At 53.0% G+C, this 1,893-nt stretch carries 1 protein-coding gene; it reads right to left on the reverse strand.

Translation table 11 applies throughout. From position 1 onward, the window contains the following. Positions 1-18: 18 nt before the first annotated feature. Positions 19-1,842 carry a glutamine--fructose-6-phosphate transaminase (isomerizing) gene (glmS, locus tag V9K92_RS22720; protein ID WP_337355049.1) on the reverse strand — a complete coding sequence of 608 codons (1,824 nt, stop codon included), beginning with the start codon at positions 1,840-1,842 and terminating at the stop codon, positions 19-21. Positions 1,843-1,893: the final 51 nt, after the last annotated feature.

The raw sequence follows: 1,893 nt of genomic DNA on the forward strand, positions 1-1,893 counted from the left end.
CTGCTTCGCGCTGGCTGATCATTCCACTGTGACCGATTTGGCAAGGTTGCGTGGTTGATCGACATCAGTGCCCATAAACACGGCGGTGTAATAAGCCAGCATCTGGATTGGCAATGTGTAGATAATGGGCGTGATGATTTCGGGCATGTCGGGCAGAACAATTGTATGCCAGGTTTTCAAACTATTGGCCGCAGCGCCCTTTTCGTCGGTAATGAGGATGATCTTGCCGCCACGCGCCGCTGCTTCCTGCATGTTGGATATGGTTTTTTCAAACCAACGATCATGTGGAGCAATGACAATAACCGGCATCGATTCATCAATCAGCGCGATTGGTCCATGCTTTAATTCGCCTGCGGCATAGCCTTCTGCGTGAATATAGGAAATTTCCTTGAGCTTCAGCGCTCCTTCAAGAGCCAATGGATAATTCGTGCCACGGCCCAGATAAAGCGCGTGCTTGACCTGGCTGAGTTCACGGCTGATCCCCTCGATCTGGCTCTCAAGTTTCAATGCCTGGGTGGCATAACGTGGGATCTCGGATAGCTCACGCACAAGCTGGCGTTCTTCCTGATCGGTGATGGTCCCACGCATTTTGCCAGCAGCGACGGCAAGGGAGGCCAGAACGGAAAGCTGGCATGTAAACGCCTTGGTGGATGCGACACCCACCTCTGGTCCGGCAAGAGTCGGGAAAATTGTGTCTGACTCACGCGCCATCGTCGATTCTTTGACATTGACGATGGTGCCGACTGTGAGGCCCTGCTCCTTGCAATAACGCAACGAGGCCAGCGTATCGGCTGTTTCTCCCGACTGCGAAACAAACAGAGCAAGACTGTCTTTCGACAGCGGCATTTCGCGGTAGCGGAATTCAGAGGCAACGTCGATGTCTACTGGTAACCTTGCAATGCGTTCAAACCAGTATTTACCAACGAGACCGGCATAAAAAGCAGTGCCGCAAGCCGAAGCTGCAATCCGGTCGACTTTTGCAAAATCAATCGGCGCGGCATCGGCCCGAATGGTTCCGTTGGCAAAATCTAGATAGTTGGCAAGCGTGTGAGAAATAACTTCCGGCTGCTCATGGATTTCCTTTTCCATGAAATGTCTGTGATTGCCCTTGCTGACCAAAAATGCCGAGCCGGCGGATTTTTGCATGGTTCTATGCACTGTTGCGCCGGACTCATCGTAGATCGTCACGCCGTTACGGGTCAAAACTGCCCAATCACCATCTTCAAGATAGGATAGATTATCCGTGAAGGGCGCGAGCGCTATAGCATCGGAACCCAAGTACATTTCGCCTTGCCCGTACCCTACGGCAAGCGGCGGCCCGTTGCGGGCTGCAATCAGCAAATCCTCCTGTCCCTTGAACATGATGGCGATTGCAAAAGCGCCCCGCAACAAGGGCAGTGACTCTCGAACAGCTTCGATCGGGGCAAGGCCACGATCTAAAGCACGCGTCACCAGATGGGCGACAGTTTCTGTGTCTGTTTCCGTTTCGAAAACATAGCCGTCAGCTTCCAGCATGGAGCGAAGCTCAGCAAAGTTTTCGATAATCCCATTGTGAATGACAGCAAGGCGCGGCGTTGTATGTGGATGAGCATTGCGGACGATGGGCGCGCCGTGCGTGGCCCAACGCGTATGGCCAATACCAATTGTTCCACCAAGCGGGTTTTCTTTGAGCAGGTTGTCGAGGTTTATAAGTTTGCCTTCGGCCCGGCGACGGTCAAGCAGGCCATTTTCCAGCGTTGCCACACCAGCAGAATCGTAACCACGATATTCGAGCCGCTTGAGCGCATCGACCAGAAGGGGGGCAACCTGTTCCCGTCCGATGATTCCTACAATTCCGCACATATAAAACTCCGATGCCTCAATTTACCATTTCTGCCTATGACGCGTCGCCAT

Source organism: Phyllobacterium sp. CCNWLW109 (genome assembly GCF_037203905.1).
GTDB classification, from domain to species: domain Bacteria; phylum Pseudomonadota; class Alphaproteobacteria; order Rhizobiales; family Rhizobiaceae; genus Phyllobacterium; species Phyllobacterium ifriqiyense.